Here is a 23,117-nt window from a genome sequence, read left to right on the forward strand (position 1 = left end):
CATTAATTCGCATTCAACTCACCACCTATAGAGGTAGGGGACTTCTGTAGCTGACGCTTTGCTTTCGCTACAAAAGAGATCTGCCGAAAGAAGTAAAAAGGGACAATCCAATTATTAATGGAGTGTCCCTTTTGTAGTGCTGTAAAACAAAATTTGGTGCTTTAAATAGGATAATTTCCGTTCCAAGCACTCTCTTTCCTGTGGGCAAACGGCGAGCCAATTTCTCTGCTTACGTTGGTGCGTCGCTACGTTAGCACTCCTCTGTCGCACATATAACACTTGCTGCTGTCGCTTCGCTTTACCACTTTAAATTAGAGTGATATGCCAGAAGATACATACTTAGCGAAATGGTTGATTGGAGTGGAGACTGGGCGACTCCTCGGGGATTAGCAATAGAGGAACGAAGGCTAAAAGCATCACGCCCTGTGATAACGCCTTCGTGACCAACATCCTGTTGCCCCGACGCCCCCAGGAAGCTTTGCTCTGTGCGAAAGCGAAGCGGCAACAACAAATGTTTTTTCTGTGCGAAAGCGAAGCGTCAGCAACAAATGTTTTTTCTGTGCGAAAGCGAAGCGTCAGCAACAAATGTTTTATCTCTGCGAAAGCGAAGTGGCAGCAACAAAGCGCCCAGTCGGAACGGAAATCCCCCCCGTTCTGCAGAAAGGCAAAACCTTTATCACAAAAATAAAAAGGATGTATCTCATAATAGAAATACACCCTTTTATCATTATTTATTAACAGGACGATCTTTTCCAATTCTAAAAACATAATAGCTCATGATCACAAGAACTAAGAAAATAATTCCCACAATAAGAGAAACTCTAGTATCATCATTTATCCACATACCGATTAGTACCATTATTAAGAAGGCAATCGTTATATAGTTTGTAAATGGTGTAAAGGGCATTTTGAATGGGTGCTTGGAAAGCTGTTCACCTTTTATTTTTCTAAATCGTATTTGACTGATTAAAATAATAAACCACGGAACCATCCCTGGTAGTACACTTGCACTGTATACATATACAAATAAATTTCCTGGTGCAATATAACTTAGAACAACGCCGATGAACAAACCAAGTAGCACACCTGCTGTACCGAATATTGGAACACCATTTCTAGAAAGCTTCGCAAAAAATTTAGGTGCTTGTCCATTCATGGCAAGCGTATATAGCATACGCCCAGCACTGTAAATTCCACTATTACAGCCTGACATCGCTGCTGTAATGACCACAAAATTTATAATACCTGCCGCAGCGGTAATGCCAACCTTTGCAAAAGTTGCAACAAATGGGCTACCAATCGTACCTAATTCATCCCACGGATAAACGGTTACAATGACAAAGATTGCCCCGATATAAAATATTAAAATACGCCAAATAATACTTTGGATCGCATTCGTTATAGTTTTTTGAGGATTTTTCGCTTCTCCCGCAGTAATCCCAATGAGCTCAACACCTTGATAGGCTGCAACTACTAATGATAACGCAAAGAAGAAACCTGTCCACCCGCCTGTAAAGAAGCCTCCATGATTCCAAAGGTTCGATAATCCGATTGCCACGCCTCCATTACCAATCCCAAAGAAAATAAGACCAAAGCCTGCAATAATCATTAAAACAATTGTCACAATTTTAATCATAGCAAACCAAAATTCAAATTCTCCAAAAGTTTTAACAGAAATAAAGTTGGCAACACCTAAAATAACCATTGCAATTAATCCCGGAATCCATGCAGGTAAATCAGGATACCAGTATTGCATATATGTTCCTACTGCTATAATCTCTGACATCCCAACAATAACCCATTGAAACCAGTTACTCCACGCAGTTAAATAACCGGCTAATGGGTGTATATATTTATAGCCAAATGTTGCATAGGAACCCGTACTCGGCTCCATATAAAGCATTTCTCCCATTGCACGCATAATGAAAAAAATAAATATACCTGCTATAGCATATGCAAGAAGCACGGAAGGCCCTGTCCACTGAATGGCACTAGCAGACCCCATAAACAAGCCCACGCCAATAGTACCTCCAAGAGCAATCATTTGGATATGACGTGCATCTAATCCCCTTTTTAATTCTTTATTTGCCACAAATTACGCCTCTTTTCAAAGTTCTTTCTACGATGAATTATTTTATAATAATAATAATAAATTCCTGTGGAAAACACAATTGTATTTTTAGGAAAAACACAATTTATCGTAATAAGACAAGGATTCTGAGCAGTTTTTGTTCTATTTGTATCTTCGGCTGTTCTATCCGTCACTTTGAAGGTTCTATCCACGACTTCCGCGGTTCTATCCGTCACTTTGAATGTTGTAGCAACAATTTTTATCTTGCTTTAACCGTGTACGAATCAATTTAAAGTAATATTACGTAAAAAAAACTCTATTTCATCAAATGAAATAGAGTTTACTTTGTTCCTACAATGACGTCTGTTCTTGGAGTTTTGCAGAGAAGTATTTGCGTGCATCGGCTGTTAGAATTTGTAACAAATTAACCTCATCTTGGCGCGCGAATTCTACAAACATTCCACTTAAATTTTCATAAACATATTTGATTTTAAAGCCATTATCTAAATAATGATCCACTTTTTTTATTTCCTCTGTGCTTTGTTGATGTTCTGACATGCAATCACCTCACCTTTCGTGAAAATCTAGGTGTTTAATTTTTATTCAGTACCTTTTAACTCTAGCAGCGGATCTGGTTGTTCAACGATATTATCCTCATCTGGAACAACAGTTGGGGCAGGCGCTTCTTGTTGTCCAAATAGTTCATCCAAATTGTGTCCAGCTGTAATCCCTAAATATTTTGTATCACATGGATCTGCAAGCTCAGCTTGAGGATATTTTTTGAACCACCAATACTTCGCTAATACATAATATACAAGTGCCCCTACAAAGAACCCTACTAATGAAGAATAAGTGGAGAATATATTTGCCACTGCACCACCGATAATCCAAGCGATTAAACCAGCTAAGTTAAAGCCTTTCCAATATTTAAATTGACCATCTAATTCATAAAGTGCTTTTACATGCACGCGACGCTTACGAATTAAATAATAATCAGCATATAAAATACCAACGATTGCTGTTAAAATTCCCCCGATAATTAAAAGTGCATTGACTAACACATCAAATAAACTCCAAGGCTGTGCAAGAATACCGATTATGCCTGCAATAACAACCCCAACCCAAAACGGCACTTTAGGACCACCGATATTTGAGAAGATCGTTGCCGCTGGTATAACATTTGCAGAGGTGTTAGTTGACCATTGTGCTAATACAATCATTAACAATAAAATACCTAAAATAAAGCCACTTGCACTTTGCTGTAATGCATTGATAGGATCTGCAGAGGCAACAGACATATAGCACACAGCACCAATTGTCACAATGAACGTATTTGTAACCGGCATGACGATTAATGAGCCAACCAACTGTGTTTTGTTACGTTTGAACCAATTGCGTTCATTTTTTGGTGCTTTAAAGAAGCGTGAAAGTGAAGGCATATCGGCTGCTAGTGTCGACCAAAATCCCATATTCGCCATGATCACTACCATAAATGCAGTGAAGGCTGTAAATCCTGTTGTTGGCGCTTCTACCCACGTCCAAATATTTTTCCCTTGAGCTACTGCATTATCTGCCAGTGTATAATACATCCAGCATGAAATTAAAATAATTACTGGCGCTGCCAAATCTGCAAAGCGTTCAATAGATTTAATACCTAGCGATGTATTAAATAACTGAAGTGCTGCAAAGACAAGGAAACAAATAAACCAATTATCAAAACTAAATAATAAATTCAAAATGCCGTTTATAGCTAATGCTCCAAAATAAGTATTCAGGCCGAACCAACATGCAGCCGTTACACCTCGGACAAGTGAAGGAATATGTGTACCAAATGTACCGAACGGAGCACGCATATATACTGGGAATGATAAGCCATGTTCAATGCCAATATCACCAATTAGCGTCATAAATACACCAATTAAACAAGAGCCAATCAACGTTGCTAAAATCACCATTGGCAATGGCAAGTTTATGATTGCTGAGCCACCGATTGCAAAAGCCGCCAATACAATTGCCATTCCTATCCAAATCACTGCAAAACCAAATGTTCCAATATTTCTTTGTTGATGTGTCACTGGAAGTAAATCTGGGGATTTTAAATAATTCCCTTCACGTTCCATATAATCTCTCCTTTTTTTCCAATTTTCGTGACAACTTACATGAGGTATTCCTTCCTTCAACGAAAATGCTAAAGGAAGGTGGAATTTCAGTTTATTTGAAAGTTTTATTTACTTTGATAGACTACTAATCAGAGATTGACGTTCATTCCAAGTCATTGGTGGAACTGTAGATTTGCGTTCAGCCATTGTAATAGCACCATCTACAGGACAAACGATTGAGCATAAATTACAGCCTACACAGTCCTCTTCCCGAACTTTCAGCATTGGGCGACCATCTTCTGTATATAAGTCGATACATTGATGCGATGTATCCTCACATGCAATATGGCATTTGTTACAGTTAATACAAACATCGTTATTAATTTCAGCTACGATTTTATAATTTAAATCTAATTCACCCCAATTAGAATATCTGGAAACTGAGCGACCTACTAAATCCATAACAGAGGCAATACCTTTATCATCTAAATAATTATTGAGTCCATCAATCATATCCTCAACAATGCTAAAGCCATGATGCATCGCCGCTGTACAAACTTGCACGCCCGTAGCTCCCAATAATATAAAATCAGCAGCATCTTGCCAGTTGGAAATACCACCAATGCCCGAAATCGGAACATTGATTAATGGATTACGGGCACACTCTGCCACCATATTGAGTGCAATTGGTTTAACCGCAGGACCACAATAGCCACCATGTGCACCCTTTCCTGCTACATGAGGCACTGTATTCCATGTATCTAAGTCAACACCGGCTAAGCTGTTAATCGTATTAATCATACTAACGGCATCTGCTCCACCTCTTGTGGCCGCTTCTGCCGTTACCGTAATATCGGTAATGTTTGGCGTTAACTTCACAATTACTGGTGTTTTCGCTGCCTCTTTCACCCAGTACGTTTGCTTTTCCACCAATTCAGGTACTTGACCAGAGGCAGACCCCATTCCTCGTTCCGCCATCCCATGTGGACAACCAAAGTTAAGCTCAAGACCATCAACCCCTACATCTTCTACTCGTTTAACAATCTCATGCCATTTTTCTTGCTTCGGCTCCACCATTAAGGAAGCGATGATTGCGTGATGTGGAAACCTTTTTTTCGTTTCATAAATTTCTTGTAAATTTACCTCTAACGGACGATCCGTAATCAGTTCAATATTATTGAAGCCAGCTACTCTTTGTCCGTTAAAGCTAACAGCTGCAAAGCGGGAAGAAACATTTAAAATTGGATCCCCTAATGTTTTCCATACAGCACCACCCCACCCCGCTTCAAATGCGCGTTGTACTTGATAGCCTGAATTCGTTGGCGGTGCTGAAGCAAGCCAAAATGGATTCGGCGATTTGATGCCCGCTAAGTCAATGCGTAAGTCTGCCATATTAGTTCCTCCCTTATGCAATCTCACTTGGTTTTCTTAAACGTTCATGGATCTTGTATGCTGCGTCTTTTCCTTGCTGTACAGCTGTTACAACCATCGCCTCGCCTTGGCCATTTCCGAAGACGACATCCCCACATGCAAATACTTTGTTATTCGAAGTTTGCATTGTCGTTTCATCAATATCAACAACGCCATTTGTATGCTGTAAACCAAAAGCTTCAATCAATGACACAAAACGTGTTTGCCCAATTGCCTTAATAACAGCATCCACTTCAATCATAAAATTGGACCCCTTAATCTCCTCAGGTCTTTGTCGGCCATCAGCACCAGCTTCACCGAGCTTCATTTTCACACATTCAATGCCTACGACCTCACCTGACTCATTGCCAATAATTTTTTTCGGTGCTGTTAGCCACTTAAACTCCACACTATCCTGCTTGGCAAATTCATATTCAAATTTGTACGCAGTCATTTCCTTTTGTGTTCTTCTATAAAGAATTTGAACATTGTCAGCACCTAATCGCACTGCACATGTAGCACCGTCAATCGCGGTATTTCCTGCACCGATGACAGCCACTCGCTTCCCAACAATATCTTTTGTAAGCGGTCCCATTTTTGTCTTTCTGACAAACTCTATTGCATCATGCACACCGTCTAAATCTTCTCCTTCAATGCCCAGACTTGGCACAGCTCCCATACCAACTGCTAAAATAACACTGTCATATTGCTCCAAAATTTCTTCAGCAGAAATATCAACACCGACAGTTATATTTGTTTTGATTTCCACCCCAAGCTTTTCGATTTGTTCAATTTCCCAATCAACGACTTCGTTTGGTAAACGGAACGACACTATACCATAGCTCCCTAAGCCACCAGCTTTCGATTCAGCTTCATAAATAGTAACCTGATAACCAAAACGACTAAGTTCACGCGCAGCCGATAAACCAGCGGGACCTGCACCAATAATCGCTACCTTCTGTCCATTGCTTTGCCCTTGCTTAAATAGCTGAGCATTCGTTTCCATTGCCCAATCTGTTGCATAGCGCTGTAGCTCTCCGATTTTAATTGGCTTTGTTGAGGAATTTAGCACACACGCCCCTTCACATAGTTCCTCCGTTGGACAAACCCTTGCACAGCTTGCACCAATAGGATTTGCTTCTAATATAGTCGTAGCAGAGCCCTTCATATTACCTGATGCAATTTTTTTTATGAAATTCGGGATTTGAATACTCGTAGGACAGGCTTTAATACATGGTGCATCGTAACAATAAAGACAGCGATTGGATTCCTCAATTGCCTCATTCTTTGTCATCCCGCTAGTCAATTCCATAAAATTACGTTTTAACTGTTGGGACATTGTATTTTCTTGATTCAGAGCCATTTCCACATCCCCCTCATATGTTCATTTTTTTCCTTCTTATCATGGCTCGTCACCATAATGTGTGGTTGATTTTCCGTTCCGCTGGGCGCTTTGTTGCTGTCGCTTCGCTTTCGCACAGATAAAACATTTGTTGCTGTCGCTTCGCTTTCGCGCAGAGCAAAGCTTCCTGGGGGCGTCCGATGAGCCGCAAGGAGTCGCCAGCCTCCACTCCAATCAACCTATATACATGGCATACGTTTGAATATATGTCATCCACAACTTTTGGTGATGAGCCTTATTAATTACACCATTGAAAAAAGAGCTACATTCAACATTCATCTCACCACCTATAGAGGTAGATAGTCTTCTGTAGCTAATTGAAGGTATTATGAAACCGATTGCTCTGTTCTCCATTCAAAGCAATCGGTCATAAAGTGAAACTTTAATCAGAGGGGTTTTCTTCAACCTCACTGATTATTAGTTGAACGAATCGGGCTTTTACTTGCAGTTTATCTCCCACCTAACTTCTTTGCTTTTGCTAAATTTTTTGCGGTAGGAGTATTACTGCCCGTTAATACGGGATAATGCTAAATGTTTAGTGCTTCTGCAGTTGTAGCTTTTAATGGACGTTTAATATATTGCCCGCTACCTAGTACACCAACAAATTCTTTATTTTTAATGACATATTCTCCACGTACTAGTACACTTACTGGTTCACCTGTTACTTCCCATCCTTCATATGGGTTATAATCCACGTTCATATGATGTGTTTTAGCCGAAATTTCTCGTTTTACCTCTGGATCAAAAATAACGATATCGGCATCAGAACCGATTGCAATCGTTCCTTTTTGTGGGAATAAACCAAATATTTTTGCTGCACTTGTGGAAATCATATCGACAAACTCATGAATAGAAATTTTTCCTTTTGCAACACCTTCTGAATATAAAATACTGAAGCGGTCTTCAATAAAAGGTCCACCGTTAGGAATTTTAGAAAAATCATTTAATCCTAACTGCTTTTTACCCTTAAAACTAAATGAGCACTGATCCGAGCCAATTGTTTGTAGTTGTTTTGCTTTTAGAGCATTCCATAAATGATTTTGATGGTATTTCGGGCGAAGTGGTGGGGACCAAACATATTTTGCACCCTCAAAACCAGGTTGTGCTAAAGCAGATTGATCCAAAGTTAAATATGGTGGACATGTTTCACCATAAACGTTATAACCTTTTTCACGCGCAGCAATAATCTCATCTACTGCCTCTTTACAAGTTACATGCACTACATAAAGGGTAGCGCCAGCAATATGGGCTAACTCAATCGCACGTTTTGTCGCTTCGCCTTCTAATTCAGCTGGACGAGTAAGCGCATGATAAATCGGCTCCTTATGACCTGCACGACGCGCCTCTTCTACAAGCTCATCAATAACAGAACCATTTTCACAGTGCACCATAACAACAGCACCGAGGTCTTTCGCTATTTTAAAAGCCTTAAAAAGGGTGCGATCTGAGGCTTGAAATTCTTTCGCATAAGCCATAAATACCTTGACAGAAGTAATACCCTCTTGCTCTAAGATCTGCGGCAATTCGACTTCTGTTTCAGGGGTTAAATCACCAATCATTAAGTGGAATCCATAGTCGATGGCTGATTTCCCCTTCGCCTTGTCATGCCACTTTTCAACTGCAGTTGAAAGTTGATCCTCGCCAGCCGTTAAGCAGAAATCCAAAATAGTAGTTGTTCCACCGAAAGCCGCTGCAATGGTACCAGATTTCCAATCATCATCAGTCACAGTATTGTTAAATGGCATATCTAAATGAGTATGCGGATCAATCCCACCTGGCATCACGATTTTACCAGTAGCATCAATAATTTCTGCGCCCACGTCGGATAAATCTTTGCCTATTTGAACAATTTTTCCGTTTTCAATTAAAATATCTGCCTCAAAAACATCTGCAGCTGTTGCTACTCGTCCACCTTTAATGATTTTTTTCATTCTGCCCCTCACCCTTCGTAAAATAATGGAGAATACTCAATCATGACAATGTTAGGAAAACCCACCTTAATGTAACGTGTAGGTCTCCCCCATACTGAACTTTGTTTGCAGCGTCAACACTGTTTCAAGTAATACATCTGCTCCTTTCGCACAATCCTCAAATGTTGTTTCTTCTTCCTCGCAATGACTCTTACCCTGAATACTTGGTACGAAAATCATCGCTGAAGGAACAATACTTGCCATATATTGCGCATCATGCCCCGCCCCGCTAAACATTCGATGAGCAGTATAGCCGAAGCTCTGACAAGCCCTTTCCACTTCATTACAAATATGAGTATCAAAATAAACTGTATCTCTCCCCCATAGCTTTACTGGCTTAATGCTACAGCCCATATCCTCTGTAGGAAGATTATTCAGTATGTCCTCTACCTTTTGCATGATCTCTGGTTTTTGATGACGTGAATCTATCGTAAATGTCACATTGTTCGGTATCACGGTATGAATATTTGGTGAAACATTCATTCGGCCAAAGGTAAACACTAACTGTTCATCGATTTTTCCGAGCTCTTCATGTAAATACGTAATAATTTTTGAAGATACGATCATCGGATCTTGACGCATTGTCATCGGTGTCGTTCCAGCATGATTGGACTGCCCAGTAACCGTAATTTCATAGCACACCATACCTAATACACCTTCAACAACGCCAATTTCCAACTGCTTCGCCTCTAGAACAGGTCCTTGTTCGATATGCAATTCGATATAAGCAAGAGCTTCCTTTAAACGATTATCTTGATCTCCCTCATAACCACTCGCTTGCAGTGCTTCTTTGAAACTAGTGCCATTTTTATCGACAGATTGCAGCATTTTTTCTTTTTCAAATTTAGCTGAGATGACACCAGAGCTCATCATTGCAGGATCAAAACGAGCACCTTCTTCATTCGTAAAATTAACAATCATTATAGGGATATCTAGCTCAATTTCGTTTTCCTTTAATGTCCTAATGGCTTCTATAGCCGTTAAAACGCCTAATACACCATCAAATTTCCCACCCTTTTCAACGGAATCTAAATGCGACCCCATCACAATTGGAGGAACATCCTTTTTCCCAGGGAGAATAGCATAAATATTGCCCATATCATCGACTTTGATGTCCATTCCTAATTCATCACAACACTCACAAAAATAGTTTCTTGCTAGTACATCCTCATTCGAAAGAGACAAACGAGTTACGCCACCATTTTTAGTAGCTCCAAATTGACTAAATTGTTCAATTAACTCTTGCAATCGTCTACTATTACACTTATACATATGCAAGTCCTCTCTTTCACAGTAGTTATACACATTCTATAAAAGATAAAAATTATGAGATATAGCTAGCAAACTAAAAAAATATGTGCATCTGCACATAATATATGATAAGTTATGTTCATAATAAGGGGGGAAAAAATGGGGACAATTCGCAAAATTGTAGAGGGAGTTCAATTCCCAATGCTAACATTAGTAGCTGGACATAACGGAACGTATCGAAGAGTTACAGGGATTAACGTAGTAGAAAGCATTGATTTAATTATGTTTTGTAGACCTAATGAATTAGTCGTGACTACAGGTATTAATTTATCTTCTGATGGAGATTCCTTAGAGCAGCTTGTAAAACTAGCTTTCTCTAAAAAAGTAGCAGGCTTTATTATTAATACTGGTCCTTATATTCCAAATACACCAGAATCAGTCATCTCTTTTGCCAACGAACATGATTTCCCTATTTTTCACATGCCTTGGAATTATCGAATAGCAGACTTATTAAAAACAACATTTCAATTTATCGCCAATCACCATCAAGAGCTGTCTATTGAAGAAAAGGTTCTTTATAACTTACTGTTTCACTACAAACAAAACGCCGACTACATTAAAGATCAATTAGCACTACTAGGTTTTCCACAAAGTAGGGAGCTAGCCATCATTTCATGTACAACAAATGGTGCACAAGCTAATATTGACCGTTACGAGGTCATGATCCAATTTGCATTTCAAAATAGATATAAACGCTTCTTAAAACTAAAGCATAAAAATCACCTCATCTTTTTAATCGACAGAGCACAAATCATTGCGCCAAATACTCCCTTCTCAAAAGTTGTTGAAGAAATTTACGACAAAATTACGCAAAAAAATGGTTACTTGGATATTATCATTGCTAAAGGAAATTATCATAAAGAGCTTGGAAATGTTCGCAAAAGCTATGATGAGTCATTAACAGTAATCCAATTAGCAAAGCTTCATAACAATCGTTTCCTATATAAATATAAAGAAATTGGTGCCTACAAAATTATCATGGCCGTGCAAAATCAAACATTAATCAAATCATATAGCCAAGACATCTTAGGTGTGCTTTATCGCTATGATGAATTGCATAGCTCAGATTATATACAATTTTTACGCATTTTTCTCGAGGAAAATGGTAGTACCCGTAGGATTAGTGAACGTCTATTTATTCATCGCAACACAGTACTTTATAAAATAAAAAAAATAGAAACGCTATTAGATATGGACTTAAGTAACCCATTTACAAAAACAAATCTCTATATCGCATTTTTGATTGAAGATGTATTGGCACACCAATAAATTTTATCACCATAAGATTTCCGTTCGCATTTCTAGGTAATAACGGCAAATGGGACATACGAATGAAAGAGCTTCTAGTAAAAATCCGCTTCGTTATCTGGGTGCCCACCCTTATATCTTTGCGGATTTCCCCCTAAATGTTTCTCCTAGCCATAACGAAAAAACTGACGAACCAAATGGTCACCAGTTTTTTTGGGGTAATATCGATAAACTAAGGGTTATTTTTTGTTTTTGTTTTTGTTTTTAGTTTTATTTTTGCTATGTGAATCCTTTTTTTCTTCTTTTAGTACATTAGTTGTTTTTAATGCCGTAAAATCTGCTTCATCACCAAATTCCATACCATAGCTTGGATTTCTGTCTATGCGAGTATGATGATCTTGATCTTGATCAAGATTTAGATCAGGATTAAGGTCTTCATCCCCATCAAATCGCATAATAAGCACAGGTAAGGATATTAGTCCTGCTAATCCAACGAATGCATATATCCATCTTGACAATACTGCTGTTTGTCCACCAAACAAATAGGCAACTAAGTCAAATCTAAAAAATCCTATAAGTCCCCAGTTGATTGCTCCTATGATGACTAACACTAAAGCGATTCTATAAACTACGCTCATGTTTACACCTCCTTCACTTGTAAATACGAAGCCAGTTATACATTTGAAGTTTATGCTTCACATGTATGAAAAGCGTCGATACTGCAAAAAAACTGTCATAACAAGTGGTAAAATTACAAATACTTATCGAGTAATTAAATCACCCATTTTGACGGTCTTATTTTTAGCAATAGCCGCTTATTTATACAAAACGTATTCCTAGGCTAAGTTATGTTACAAACAAAGGAACGTTAGAAAATCAAAGGTAATAAACCACTTTTTAAATGGCTTATCACCCAAACGTAGAGATGATCATCATAAATTTAATTCTTAATTCCCTTACTATTCAATTTTTCATGTTGTAGTAGCCATTCCTTTCTCCACATCCCACCTGCATAGCCTGTTAATGTTCCGTTTGAGCCAATAATTCGATGGCAAGGAATGACGATGCTTAAATTATTTTTGCCATTTGCACTTCCTACAGCTCTCACAGCTTTTTCATTGCCGATGGAAACGGCAATTTCTTTATATGTTGCTGTTTCACCATAAGTAACACTTGTTAAAGCATTCCAAACATCTTTTTGAAAGTTAGTACCATCAAAATCATAAGAAAATGTAAACTCATGGCGCTCACCGATGAAATATTCATGTAGCTGTTGTTGGCAATCTAATAAAACTTGAGGTGTATCTTTTTGAGGAACATTTACTATTTGATCTTGCTCTGAAAACATTATTGAATAGACCTCTGTATCAGAACCTACAATTTCAATGATGCCGATGGGAGAGTTAAAATCTAATTTATATTGTTTCATCGTATAGAGACCTCCATAAATAAAAAGTGGCATAAGCTTCCCAGTCTTTCCAATGTGTTGCAATGTTCTTGATTTCCTCAACAGTCGGCTTACTATTTAATGCTAATTGATTTTTTAAGGCATTATGAAGACCCACATCTGCAATAGGAAACGAGGTTGGATCTTGTATGCATTTCATCAGCACATAATCAGCTGTCCATGCACCAACACCCCGAATTGACATTAAGAAATTTTTGCTTTCTAAAAAATCTTCCTGTTGAAGCAATTTTTCTTTTGTTAATTGTCCGTTTGTCATGATTTTTGCAATATTTATAATGTACTCAGATTTTCTAGCTGTAAATTGTAAGCTTCTTAAATCGTCCACTTGAATAGCAGCAATTCTTTCAGATGTCGGAAACAGCCAATAGGATTCTCCTTCAAATATTAAGCATTCTCCAAATTGTTCTACAAATCGTCTTTTTAATGTGTATGCGAATGTTAAATTAATTTGTTGTCCAATAATTGCCCATACGAGGGCTTCAAATAAATCTGGCATGCCTATTATTCGTAATCCATAGTATTTTTTAACGAGAGGCTGCAAAATTTTATCTTTTTGAGCCATTTCATAAAAACTGCTCAAATTTTTTTCTAAATCGAACCATTGCCAAATGTACTGTGCAATTTTTTCTAAGGCTCTTTCAGATTGTGCGTGTATTGGAAATTCAACTTTGATACAATTTGATTGATATCCTATTTCACATAAAATATTTTGTCCATCCACTTGAAGCAATTTATATAAATAGCCGTCTTTTATTTGATGCAGCACCTCTTGCTTAGATCTATTTAAGAATATTAAACACTCCGTATAATTAAATGCTGCAGGTGGATTAATCACAATATAGGTTTCGTTATTGATCCAATTCATGTCCTTAACTCCTCACAAGGTTTCGATATTCACTTGGTGAACAATATTTTAAGTTCCGAAACACTTTATAAAAGTTTGATGGGCTTTGAAATCCGGCTTCATAGCAAACCTCAAGATTTGTATAGCTTGTATTTTTTAAAAAATATACGGCTTTATCTATTCTTATTTTTTCTAAATAAGTTCGCGGTGTTTCACCAGTTTCTTGTTTAAATAGGCGTTCAAGATGGAAGGGACTTATTCCCACATAATTAGCAATATCCTGTAATGTTAATCGTTGTTTATACTCATTTATTAAATAGGCTGTTACTTTTTTGATGAGTTGAGTATGCGGAGAGAGTTCCACTTCAGGCTGGCACCTTTTACATGCACGATATCCAGCACTCTCAACCATTTGAATATCATCGTAAAATTCTACATTTATTTTTTTCGGCTTTCTCGATTTACATGAAGGACGGCAATAGATTTTAGTAGTCTTTACAGCTGTAAAAAATAGCCCATCATATGTTTGATCACAGGCCATAATTTTCTCCCACATTTCCTCAAATGAAAGATTGATTTTGTTGTTCACTATTCCATCCCCTTTGCAGCCTATTTCTCATATAAAAACGCCGTATTTTGCTTCTCCAGTAATTGGCTAGCATTCATTTTTAAATAAGCTATTATTTTGTCTGATAGTGCATTGCCGAAGCTAAAACGTTTAACCCCTAGTTCTTTAAGCTTATTACAATCCGTCAGTTCAGGTAAAGAAAGTAGATTAATGGGTACATCTATATTCAAAGTTATTTCTCTTATCTCCTCATCATCTGTTAATCCTGGAATAAATATGCCACTTGCTCCGCCCTCCACATAAGCCTTTGCTCTATTCATAGTTTCCATAAATGGATTCTGAAGCTGAAAATACGTATCTGTTCTAGCATTAATATAGAAATTTTTATAACCGTGATTATCTAACATCGTTCTCATTTCTGCTAGAAGGTTACAATGCTCTTTTAAATTACGTAATCCCTTTTGTTTTTTGAGTGAATCCTCAATATTGATACCTGCAACACCAACATCTGCCGTCCTTAAAACATTTTCTAAAATTGTTTTCTGATCATGTCCATATCCCGCCTCAATATCTGCGGAAACAGGTATTTTTACTTTGTCTGCAATTGATTTAATAACGGCTAAGTGTCGATCAAAATCAATTAACTCACCATCTGCATACCCAAATGAATTGGCAATCCCCCAGCTTGTTGTACCAATTGCTTTGAAGCCCGCTTTTTCTAAAGTTAACGCAGATAATAAATCCCACGCATTACCTATAAATAATAGCTCTTCAGCTGAATGTAGTTCATTGAATTCCTGAATTTTTAACATCATGATGCCTCCTTGTTGTTTATTAGCCATCATATTATCAGGAAATAGATATTCATTTCGTCCTCATTCTTGCTCTTATGGTCTTTGACAATAATCAAAGGATTCCTAACCGAATTATCTTCTTTTTATCCGTAAAGATCCTAAACATAGAATAAAGTGTGATATATTTACATAATACTCTATTTTTAGAGCACCTTATTTTACCTTTCATCAGCTTAACTAGTAACTGAAGGATAGGGATTAGGATAGGAGAAAAAATATATGATGAAAAATAAAATTATAAAAACCAACCTGTTATTTTATTTTTTTATCGTACTTATATTTACTTTTACACAATTCAGCTTACCATGTCATGCTGCAGAACTATCAGAACCCACTGTATTAGGAAAGCATTATGATGTTTTTCGTGATCCTTCAAAAAAAATTACGATAGAAGATTTATTAAGTAGTACATATGACAATTCATTTGTCGCTAGTAAAAACAATTATTTATTCTTTTGGCATACGGATGATACAATTTGGCTACGATTAGATACCGATAAACTATTAAAGGATAAACAGGAGTCTTACTGGTTAGAGGTAACAGACAAACTAGATAACATTGAAATGTACTTAGTGAAAGAAGATGGTTCCTATCGTGTTCAAAAAAGAGGAATTTCAAATATGGACGATCAAAACATTCATTATCGTTCGAATTTATTCCAAATCGAAGAACCAACCGTCAAAGAAATTTATATAAAATTAGATGGCGAATTACCATTAAATGCAATTTCTTATCTTTTTACAACGGATAGCTTTATCAATAAAATTATTGATTATAAATATTTAACAGGAATTTTTTATGGATTCTTATCTGCTTTATTAATTTACAATTTATTTTTATTCTTTTCGTTAAAAGAAAAGGCCTACTTTTACTATGTTTTGTATATGTTTAGTTTTATCCTCTATCAAGCTACATTGAATTCTTTAGATATTGAATTAGCAAGTCAATATTTGCCTAAATGGTATTTTATAAAATCTTCCGCTATAAGTGGGAATCTTTTACTTTTGTTTATGATTCTATTTTGTAAGGAGTTTCTTGAACTAAAAAAATATTTACCTCGATTCCACAAAATCGGAAATTTACTATTATGGATCACTATACTTTCTTTAATTGCTTCATTCATTGTCCCTGATGTTACGATTGCAAACAATTTTACAATTATTTTGGCTGTAGTTGTCTTTATTTCTCTTTGGTTATCAGGAATATTTGTGTTGTTAAAAGGTCAGAAAATGGCTAGATTTTATATGGTAGGTTGGACTGTTCTGCTTGGTTCCATCATTGTACAAGCATTGGCTTTTTTAAGTATAATTCCATTCCATCCAGTTATATTTGAAGAAGTTCCTGCAATTGGTGCTATTTTTGAATCTATATTTTTGTCATTAGCATTAGGCGATAAAATCAATATTATTAAAAAAGAGCATCAAGAAATGCAAAAAATGCTAAATGAAACGCTCGAACATAAAGTAAAAGAACGGACACAAGAGCTTGAGAGAGCTAAACTTGAGCTTGAAAAATTAGCAAATACAGATCGACTTACTCAAATTCCAAATCGTGTAAGGTTAGATTTTGTGTTAGAAGAAGCGTTTGAACATGCTCAGCATCATGAGACTATGTTTTCTATTATTCTACTAGATATTGATTATTTTAAAGAAGTCAATGATGAGTTCGGCCATCAAGTAGGAGACTTAGTTTTAATGAATGTAGCAGAGATATTGAAAAATACGATTCGAGAGCAAGATACAGTTGGAAGATGGGGTGGTGAGGAGTTTTTAGTTATTTGCCCTCAAACTACACTAGTTGATGCTGTTAAGATTTCTGAAAAACTTCGTCAACAATTAGAAAATTATCAATTCCCTATTGTGCAGCGAAAAACTAGTAGTTTCGGTGTAACTAGCTATATAGATGGCGATACACGAAATACATTATTATCAAGATGTGATTTAGCATTATATCAAGCAAAGGAACGAGGCCGAAACTGTGTTGAATTTTTAATAGATGATGTCAATGACAGGATTTCTTGTACGTAATAGACTACCCATTACGGAGTGGTCTATTTGTTGCGCTATTCAACTAAAGAACTACATTACAGTGAAGAAGAATTCTCACCTCGCACTGAAATTGCTCTAGATGCAAATTGAAGAGTATCTGTAAAGGTGGCAATTTGCGGAAAAATCCAAAATCGTCCTTTGCAAAAATCCCAAACCTGTGTCTTAGTCTAAGCCTCTTCATTGATTGAACATAGCCTATACTATATCAATTGAAGGGAGTTATAAAAATGGTATATCCAATGCGTTTTAATGACGGACGCCGATTTTCCCCAGGTATGAGCCCATTTGGGAGACCCTTTTTTCCAGGTATGAGCCCATTCTTTCCAGTCGGGAGACCTTTTTTCCCGGTTAGCCCATTTTTCCCAGTTAGCCCGTTTTTCCCAGTTGGGAGACCCTTTTTCCCCGGCCCCGGCTTTGGACCTCGTTTCCGTAGATGGTAGGAATTCTTTTTTGAACTACCTACTGAAAAGTAGCTTAAATCCGCATTCATCTCACCACCTATAGAGGTGGAATACTTCTGTACCCGTCACTACTCTTTCGCTACGAAAACACTTGTACCTGTCTCTACGCTTTCGGTACGAAAAACATTTGCTGAAAGAAATTAAATAGCAACTAGCCCCCGCAATCGTCGAGGGCTTTTTTGCGAGTGAATTTTATGCTCTGTGCAGACTTTATTGCTCGTGGATCTCTGTTTCCCCTCTGTTTTTTACTCTATATTCGCTCGAGTCACTCGCTTTTCGCTCTACTTTCTACTAAATTCGCTCAAGTAGCCTTACTTTTGGACTAAATCCTTCATATCTAACTCTACCAAAAAACCCCTTTTAGCAATACTACTAAAAGGGATTCCAATTATTTCTGCCAATTATTAAGTTCCTTTAACAACTCAGGTAGCTGCAATTTCTTAACATCAATCGGTGGTAACGCCTTGACAAATTCCTTACCGTACGACTTTGTTGAAATGCGGCGGTCTAAAACGATAAAGGCTCCTTTATCCTGTGATGAACGGATTAAACGACCAAAGCCTTGTTTAAAACGCATGATAGCTTCTGGTAGTGATAGCTCATTGAAAGAATTGCGACCTTGTGCGGTAATATGTTTTGCTCGCGCTTTAAATACAGGCTCTTCCGGTGATGAGAACGGCAGGCGTACAACGATAACCGATGCAAGAGCGTCACCTGGAACGTCTACACCCTCCCAGAAGCTGTTTGTTCCAAAAAGAACGGAATGGCTAAACTTTTGGAATGATTTCAGAATTCGCATACGGCTACCACCCGTGACTCCTTGTGCAAAAAGCATATAGTCATCCAGGAGTTCGCTATCTTGAATAAGCTCCACTGTTTTCCGTAGCATGTCCTGAGCGGTAAATAGAACAAAACAACGTCCTTCAGTCATTCGTACGGTACGTGTAATCGCATGGGCGACCGCTTCAATATATTCGTCCTGTGACACATGTTGTATATCAGGCATATCGGTGACAATAAATGCCTTCGCACCTGAATAATAGGATGGTGGAGCTTGTAGCTTTATTACTTGAACGCTATCAGAAATACCGAGTTGGCGCGTCACAAAACGCTCATTACCTGGCACCGTTAAAGTTCCAGAAGTCCATACTATACTTGCCTGCTTACGAAGTGGTGCCAGTACTTTTTCAATGATAGACGTGACATTAACAGGCTTTTTAAAGACATGTAAGCTTCCAGGTACGCTCCGTAAATCAAATTCTAACCATACTGAATTATCATCCTGTGGCGATAGGAAAATTTCCTCCCACTCCGCGATTTTTACTTTTAATTCACGGATCCAATAATGCCATTCCGATAATATATAGAGCTCATTTTTATCTAATTGTTCAATATTATTTTCAAAGGCCATTCCTACTTCTGTCGCAACATCAAGCCACTGCTGTGTGAGCTTACTTACTTGTAGAAGCGGTTCTTTTGCCAGCGATACATCCTCTAAAAATAATGTGCATTTACTACTAGCTTGCTTCCCTTTTATTTGTTGCTGCATTTTTTGTACAGCCCGTTGCATAGTTTCATCGAATGTCCGTTGTAGACGTATAAATTGTGCATCTAGTCGCTGCAAGCTTTGCATAGAAACGCGGTGTTTTTTCTTAGCGGCCTGACTAAATTGCTGGAACAAAGCAGTTTCCTCCATCGTTCCGATTTGACCGAAAATGTACTTCCACTGTGTATAGGAGAAGACAATTTCATCCTGCTGCATGGCTGATTGTATAAATTGATGTGCTTCGTCAATGATCCATCCGTCAATTTGTGTAAAGATCGGTGTTTGACGGACTAAATCACTAAGTACCATTGAATGATTCGTTACAATGCAATCGGCAAATTCACTATTTTTTAACGCTTGCTCATAGAAATCAAAGCTCTTTGAAGGTTTTTCATCAGGCATTTTGCGGATTTTCTCTAAAAATAGCTGTCCGCCCCCAGATACATTAAGCTCGCTTAGTACACCTGTTTCAGTTTTTGTCAGCCAGACAAGAATTTGCAAAATCGTAAATGTATCATCATAAGTTTCATCAGCATAAGCCATACATTGCTCAAAGCGTGCAACGTCAATATAATGCTGCATGCCCTTAAGAACAGCAATATTTACTTTAGTACCAAGGATTTTTTCAATCTTTGGGAGCTCTTCCTCAACAAGCTGTTCCTGCAAGTGTGACGTATATGTGCTAATTGCAATTTTTTTATCGACTGCTCGAGCATACAAAATCGCAGGAAGTAGATAACCTGCTGTTTTACCAATACCTGTTGATGCCTCTATCACGCATTCTCTTTTGTCATTGAGCGCTTGCCAAATAGTGTCCATCATCTCAAATTGCGCTGGTCGTTGCTCAAAATTCGACATAGCTTTTGTCATTAATGCTGTTTTGTCAGCTGCTGTTTGTGGATATGATACAATCTCCGCATGATTTGTATACTTTTTTCGTCCATCACAAATAGCCAAATTACGGTAGTAGGAGACATTCTCATTAACAGTTACATGCTGTCGTTTAATTTGAAGAGCCTCAAAGAAAAGCTGGGATAAATTTGATTTCAATCTGAATGAACGTTTATGCATTTGTTCAAGAGTTAGCTGTGGGAGACTGAGTAGCTCCTTCCAGCAATGTTTAAAGAGCTCAGCCGTTGCACGGGCATCGTCATCCGCTCGGTGTGCATTTGTTAGCTCTATATTTAAATCTGCCGCTAAATCACCTAGCTTAAAGCTGAGTGACATTGGGAATAATATTTTGGCAAGCTCAACCGTGTCCATCTTTTTACCTTGCCATTTTGGTAAACCCGCACGCTTGAACTCTGCTTGTAAAAAAGATAAGTCAAAATCCGCATTATGCGCGACGAATACACAATCAGCAAGCAGTTCATATATGTAGTCGGCATGTGCCTCAAACGGCAAGGCATCCTTTACATCCTCATTCGTAATATGTGTTAAATCCTGAATGAAAGTTGGAATAGCTTTACCTGGATAAATAAACTTCGTATACGTTTGTTCAATTTTCCAATCTTTCATAATAACAATTGCTATTTGAATCATTCGGTCCCCATTTGCCGGTGAATGACCGGTCGTCTCTAAATCAACAATTGCATACTTTTGACTTTCCATCATACATCTCAACTCACAGTTCACATTAGATAGATGAATTTTATCATATATTTGGCTCAGCGGCATCCCTCCGCCTTTCAGATTAAACATAAAAAGAAGCATGTACAATTTGTACACGCTTCCTCTCTACTACATCACTGTTGCTTCTGGCTCATAGGATATCATTTCTTTAATTGTATTACCCTCGCCCATAATAGCTACTGTTGGCTTATGATCTTTTGCCTCTTTATTATCGACATACACATAAGAAATAATAATCACAATATCTCCACGTTGTACGAGGCGTGCTGCTGCTCCGTTTACACAAATAACGCCTGATCCACGTTCGCCTGCAATAATATACGTTTCAAAACGTGCGCCATTGTTGTTATTGACGATGTGCACCTTTTCGTTTGGCAGCATCCCTACTGCATCTAAAATATCCTCGTCAATTGTAATAGATCCAACATAGTTTAAATCTGCTTGTGTCACTGTAGCACGGTGGATTTTACTGTTCATCATCATTCGTAACATTTTACAATCCTTCTTTCACATTAAAGATACAATTATCAATTAAACGAGTTTTACCAATATAGACAGCTACTGCTATAAGCACTTGCTCCGTCTCAGTAGTTGCGGGTATTAAATCCGGATACGCTAATAGTTCAATATAATCTGTATGGCCATGTGTACGTGCTGCAATATGTGCCTTTGCTTTAGCAAGCGCATTCGCTGCATCACCATTCGCTAAAAAGCTATCACGAGCAAGCTGTAGCGCTTCATTAATGGCGGGTGCCTCAAGACGCTCCGCTTCACTTAAATAGACATTACGAGAGGATTTCGCTAAACCGTCCGCCTCCCGTACAATGGGTACTACTCGCATTTCTAAAGGGAAATTAAAATCGCGTACCATCGTAGCAATAATAGCAACCTGCTGTGCATCTTTTTGTCCAAAATAAGCTCGTGTCGGCTGTGCTAGGTGAAATAATTTTGAAACGACTTGTAAAACGCCATCAAAATGTCCTGGACGGCTCGCCCCACAAAGAATTGTTGCCTGTTCACCCGCATGAATACGAATACCACCATCATGCGGATACATTTCTTCAACACTCGGTGCGAAAACAATATCTACACCGACAGACTCTGCCAAAGCAGTATCCCGTGGCAAATCACGCGGATAGCTTTCAAAGTCTTCGTTTGGTCCAAATTGTGTTGGGTTGACAAAGATACTCATCACAACTAATTCATTTTCGGCACGAGCTGTTTTCGCTAGCGTTAAATGTCCATCATGTAAATAACCCATTGTTGGAACGAGTCCAATTGTTTTTTGAGCTTGCTTAGCTGCTTGGATTTCTACGGTTAATGCTTGGATAGTAGTGACGATTTTCATTACTTTACGCCCCCATATAGCTGATCCAATGCTTCCTCTTTCATTGTGAAGAAATGCTTCGGCGCAGGGAATGTACCTGCTTTGACCGCTTCCACGTAACCAGCAATTCCACGGCTTGCTTCTTGACCCATATTAGCAAACTGTTCCACAAATTTTGGTACATGATGTGAACCGTAGCTTAACATGTCATGATAAACCAACACTTGTCCATCAGCCTCAACACCAGCTCCAATACCAATCGTTGGAATAATAAGATTAGCGGATACCATCTCTGTTAGCTGATGCGGAATACATTCTAAGACGACTGCACATGCTCCAGCCTCTTGACATTTTTTTGCATCTTCAATGAGTTTCGTTGCCTGTTCAGCTGTTTTACCCTGAACCTTGTAGCCACCAAGCACTCCTGCAGATTGAGGTAGTAAACCTAAATGAGCTACCACCGGAATGCCAGCTGACGTTAATTTACGAATTGCTGGTAGAACATCGTCTGCACCCTCTAACTTTAGTGCATCTGCTCCTGTTTCCTGCATCATAGATACAGCCGTTTTCAACGTTTCGTGTACATCACCGTGATACGAACCAAATGGCATATCCACAACAACAAACGAATTCTTTGCCCCTCGGCGCACTGCTTTTGCATGGTGAACCATATCGGCTACTGTCACTGGCATTGTAGAATCATAGCCTAGTACTACCATACCTAGTGAATCTCCCACTAGAATCATATCGACGCCTGCTTCCTCGGCAAATTTTGCAGCAGGATAATCATATGCCGTGAGCATAACGATTTTCTCACCTGCTGCCTTCATCTTTAAAAAATCTGAAGTTGTTTTCAT

At 38.1% G+C, this 23,117-nt stretch carries 21 protein-coding genes; 3 read left to right on the forward strand and 18 right to left on the reverse strand.

Annotated elements, in window-relative coordinates; genetic code table 11:
* Positions 1 to 298: 298 nt before the first annotated feature.
* A complete protein-coding gene (locus tag ACFCYJ_RS08900; RefSeq protein ID WP_376073432.1) occupies positions 299 to 505 on the reverse strand; it encodes a hypothetical protein in 207 nt (68 codons plus the stop codon).
* Between ACFCYJ_RS08900 and ACFCYJ_RS08905 the strand changes: the two genes are divergently transcribed.
* Complete coding sequence (locus ACFCYJ_RS08905; protein ID WP_376073434.1) at positions 486 to 770, forward strand: hypothetical protein; 285 nt, start codon at positions 486 to 488, stop codon at positions 768 to 770. The two genes, ACFCYJ_RS08900 and ACFCYJ_RS08905, sit on opposite strands and share 20 nt — an antisense overlap.
* On the opposite strand, the gene ACFCYJ_RS08910 is transcribed toward ACFCYJ_RS08905, so the two are convergent.
* From ACFCYJ_RS08910 to ACFCYJ_RS08945, 8 genes are all read right to left on the reverse strand, one after another.
* Complete coding sequence (locus ACFCYJ_RS08910; RefSeq protein WP_376073436.1) at positions 728 to 2,092, reverse strand: amino acid permease; 1,365 nt, start codon at positions 2,090 to 2,092, stop codon at positions 728 to 730. The genes ACFCYJ_RS08905 and ACFCYJ_RS08910 overlap by 43 nt on opposite strands.
* A 330-nt stretch (positions 2,093 to 2,422) precedes the next feature.
* Positions 2,423 to 2,629, reverse strand: coding sequence for a hypothetical protein (locus ACFCYJ_RS08915; protein ID WP_376073437.1), 207 nt, complete (start codon positions 2,627 to 2,629; stop codon positions 2,423 to 2,425).
* A gap of 41 nt (positions 2,630 to 2,670) precedes the next feature.
* Complete coding sequence (locus tag ACFCYJ_RS08920) at positions 2,671 to 4,191, reverse strand: NCS1 family transporter (RefSeq protein ID WP_376073439.1); 1,521 nt, start codon at positions 4,189 to 4,191, stop codon at positions 2,671 to 2,673.
* 108 nt (positions 4,192 to 4,299) lie between these two features.
* Positions 4,300 to 5,562: an NAD-dependent dihydropyrimidine dehydrogenase subunit PreA gene (gene preA, locus ACFCYJ_RS08925; protein WP_376073441.1), complete on the reverse strand. Its 1,263-nt coding sequence runs from the start codon at positions 5,560 to 5,562 to the stop codon at positions 4,300 to 4,302.
* 13 nt (positions 5,563 to 5,575) lie between these two features.
* The gene (locus ACFCYJ_RS08930) at positions 5,576 to 6,943 is read right to left on the reverse strand and encodes an NAD(P)-dependent oxidoreductase (protein WP_376073443.1); all 1,368 of its coding nucleotides are present in this window, start codon (positions 6,941 to 6,943) and stop codon (positions 5,576 to 5,578) included.
* Between the two features lie 49 nt (positions 6,944 to 6,992).
* A complete protein-coding gene (locus tag ACFCYJ_RS08935; protein ID WP_376073445.1) occupies positions 6,993 to 7,133 on the reverse strand; it encodes a hypothetical protein in 141 nt (46 codons plus the stop codon).
* Between the two features lie 376 nt (positions 7,134 to 7,509).
* Positions 7,510 to 8,913, reverse strand: coding sequence for a dihydropyrimidinase (gene hydA / locus ACFCYJ_RS08940; protein ID WP_376073446.1), 1,404 nt, complete (start codon positions 8,911 to 8,913; stop codon positions 7,510 to 7,512).
* A gap of 66 nt (positions 8,914 to 8,979) precedes the next feature.
* Positions 8,980 to 10,224, reverse strand: a complete 1,245-nt coding sequence (locus ACFCYJ_RS08945; RefSeq protein WP_376073448.1) for a Zn-dependent hydrolase — start codon at positions 10,222 to 10,224, stop codon at positions 8,980 to 8,982.
* A 138-nt stretch (positions 10,225 to 10,362) separates the two neighbouring features.
* On the opposite strand from ACFCYJ_RS08945, the gene ACFCYJ_RS08950 reads away from it, so the two are divergent.
* Complete coding sequence (locus ACFCYJ_RS08950; protein ID WP_376073449.1) at positions 10,363 to 11,532, forward strand: PucR family transcriptional regulator; 1,170 nt, start codon at positions 10,363 to 10,365, stop codon at positions 11,530 to 11,532.
* 218 nt (positions 11,533 to 11,750) lie between these two features.
* Here the strand turns inward: ACFCYJ_RS08950 and ACFCYJ_RS08955 are convergent, their stop codons facing one another.
* The 5 genes from ACFCYJ_RS08955 to ACFCYJ_RS08975 all read right to left on the reverse strand — a co-directional run bounded on the left by ACFCYJ_RS08955 (position 11,751) and on the right by ACFCYJ_RS08975 (position 15,203).
* Positions 11,751 to 12,149 (reverse strand): DUF378 domain-containing protein, encoded by a 399-nt coding sequence (locus ACFCYJ_RS08955; protein ID WP_376073451.1) that lies wholly within the window; start codon positions 12,147 to 12,149, stop codon positions 11,751 to 11,753.
* Positions 12,150 to 12,451: 302 nt separating this feature from the next.
* The gene (locus ACFCYJ_RS08960) at positions 12,452 to 12,940 is read right to left on the reverse strand and encodes a methylated-DNA--[protein]-cysteine S-methyltransferase (protein WP_376073453.1); all 489 of its coding nucleotides are present in this window, start codon (positions 12,938 to 12,940) and stop codon (positions 12,452 to 12,454) included.
* Positions 12,927 to 13,844: a DNA-3-methyladenine glycosylase family protein gene (locus tag ACFCYJ_RS08965; protein WP_376073454.1), complete on the reverse strand. Its 918-nt coding sequence runs from the start codon at positions 13,842 to 13,844 to the stop codon at positions 12,927 to 12,929. The genes ACFCYJ_RS08960 and ACFCYJ_RS08965 overlap by 14 nt, the downstream gene beginning before the upstream one ends.
* A gap of 4 nt (positions 13,845 to 13,848) precedes the next feature.
* The gene (locus ACFCYJ_RS08970; protein WP_376073455.1) at positions 13,849 to 14,412 is read right to left on the reverse strand and encodes a bifunctional transcriptional activator/DNA repair enzyme AdaA; all 564 of its coding nucleotides are present in this window, start codon (positions 14,410 to 14,412) and stop codon (positions 13,849 to 13,851) included.
* A gap of 20 nt (positions 14,413 to 14,432) precedes the next feature.
* On the reverse strand, positions 14,433 to 15,203 hold the full coding sequence (locus ACFCYJ_RS08975) for an isocitrate lyase/PEP mutase family protein (RefSeq protein WP_376073493.1): 771 nt from the start codon (positions 15,201 to 15,203) through the stop codon (positions 14,433 to 14,435).
* Between the two features lie 261 nt (positions 15,204 to 15,464).
* On the opposite strand from ACFCYJ_RS08975, the gene ACFCYJ_RS08980 reads away from it, so the two are divergent.
* Positions 15,465 to 17,273, forward strand: a complete 1,809-nt coding sequence (locus tag ACFCYJ_RS08980) for a sensor domain-containing diguanylate cyclase (RefSeq protein ID WP_376073457.1) — start codon at positions 15,465 to 15,467, stop codon at positions 17,271 to 17,273.
* A gap of 870 nt (positions 17,274 to 18,143) precedes the next feature.
* Here the strand turns inward: ACFCYJ_RS08980 and dinG are convergent.
* The 4 genes from dinG to panB form a co-directional block, all read right to left on the reverse strand.
* Positions 18,144 to 20,915 carry an ATP-dependent DNA helicase DinG gene (gene dinG, locus ACFCYJ_RS08985; RefSeq protein ID WP_376073458.1) on the reverse strand — a complete coding sequence of 924 codons (2,772 nt, stop codon included), beginning with the start codon at positions 20,913 to 20,915 and terminating at the stop codon, positions 18,144 to 18,146.
* Between the two features lie 126 nt (positions 20,916 to 21,041).
* The gene (panD, locus tag ACFCYJ_RS08990) at positions 21,042 to 21,425 is read right to left on the reverse strand and encodes an aspartate 1-decarboxylase (RefSeq protein ID WP_376073460.1); all 384 of its coding nucleotides are present in this window, start codon (positions 21,423 to 21,425) and stop codon (positions 21,042 to 21,044) included.
* 1 nt (position 21,426) lies between these two features.
* The gene (panC, locus tag ACFCYJ_RS08995; protein WP_376073461.1) at positions 21,427 to 22,281 is read right to left on the reverse strand and encodes a pantoate--beta-alanine ligase; all 855 of its coding nucleotides are present in this window, start codon (positions 22,279 to 22,281) and stop codon (positions 21,427 to 21,429) included.
* Positions 22,281 to 23,117, reverse strand: a complete 837-nt coding sequence (panB, locus tag ACFCYJ_RS09000) for a 3-methyl-2-oxobutanoate hydroxymethyltransferase (RefSeq protein WP_376073495.1) — start codon at positions 23,115 to 23,117, stop codon at positions 22,281 to 22,283. The genes panC and panB overlap by 1 nt, the downstream gene beginning before the upstream one ends.

Origin of the sequence: Lysinibacillus sp. NPDC056232 (assembly GCF_042267565.1) — a bacterium.
Taxonomy (GTDB): Bacteria; Bacillota; Bacilli; order Bacillales_A; family Planococcaceae; genus Lysinibacillus.